We start from the raw sequence: 1,042 nt of genomic DNA on the forward strand, positions 1-1,042 counted from the left end.
GGCTTGCAGTGGGTACGGGCAGACTAGAGTGCGGTAGGGGAGATTGGAATTCCTGGTGTAGCGGTGGAATGCGCAGATATCAGGAGGAACACCGATGGCGAAGGCAGATCTCTGGGCCGTAACTGACGCTGAGGAGCGAAAGCGTGGGGAGCGAACAGGATTAGATACCCTGGTAGTCCACGCCGTAAACGTTGGGCGCTAGATGTAGGGACCTTTCCACGGTTTCTGTGTCGTAGCTAACGCATTAAGCGCCCCGCCTGGGGAGTACGGCCGCAAGGCTAAAACTCAAAGGAATTGACGGGGGCCCGCACAAGCGGCGGAGCATGCGGATTAATTCGATGCAACGCGAAGAACCTTACCAAGGCTTGACATACACCGGAAACGGCCAGAGATGGTCGCCCCCTTGTGGTCGGTGTACAGGTGGTGCATGGTTGTCGTCAGCTCGTGTCGTGAGATGTTGGGTTAAGTCCCGCAACGAGCGCAACCCTCGTTCTATGTTGCCAGCGCGTTATGGCGGGGACTCATAGGAGACTGCCGGGGTCAACTCGGAGGAAGGTGGGGATGACGTCAAATCATCATGCCCCTTATGTCTTGGGCTTCACGCATGCTACAATGGCCGGTACAAAGGGCTGCGATACCGTAAGGTGGAGCGAATCCCAAAAAGCCGGTCTCAGTTCGGATTGAGGTCTGCAACTCGACCTCATGAAGTCGGAGTCGCTAGTAATCGCAGATCAGCAACGCTGCGGTGAATACGTTCCCGGGCCTTGTACACACCGCCCGTCAAGTCATGAAAGTCGGTAACACCCGAAGCCGGTGGCCTAACCCTTGTGGAAGGAGCCGTCGAAGGTGGGATCGGTGATTAGGACTAAGTCGTAACAAGGTAGCCGTACCGGAAGGTGCGGCTGGATCACCTCCTTTCTAAGGAGCATCTGGCTCGTCGTGTCCTTCGGGGGACGGTGGGTCCAGGCGCCGGATCGAGACGAACGTTCTCGCCGGTAGCTCATGGGTGGAACATTGACAGTGCAGTCGGGAGCGCAGCTTC

1 rRNA gene is annotated in these 1,042 nt (G+C 57.4%); it reads left to right on the plus strand.

The window, feature by feature from the left end:
* A 16S ribosomal RNA gene (locus BM028_RS18100) occupies positions 1-918 on the plus strand; the annotation flags it as partial.
* Positions 919-1,042: the final 124 nt, after the last annotated feature.

Source organism: Curtobacterium sp. YR515, from assembly GCF_900113095.1.
GTDB lineage: Bacteria > Actinomycetota > Actinomycetes > Actinomycetales > Microbacteriaceae > Curtobacterium.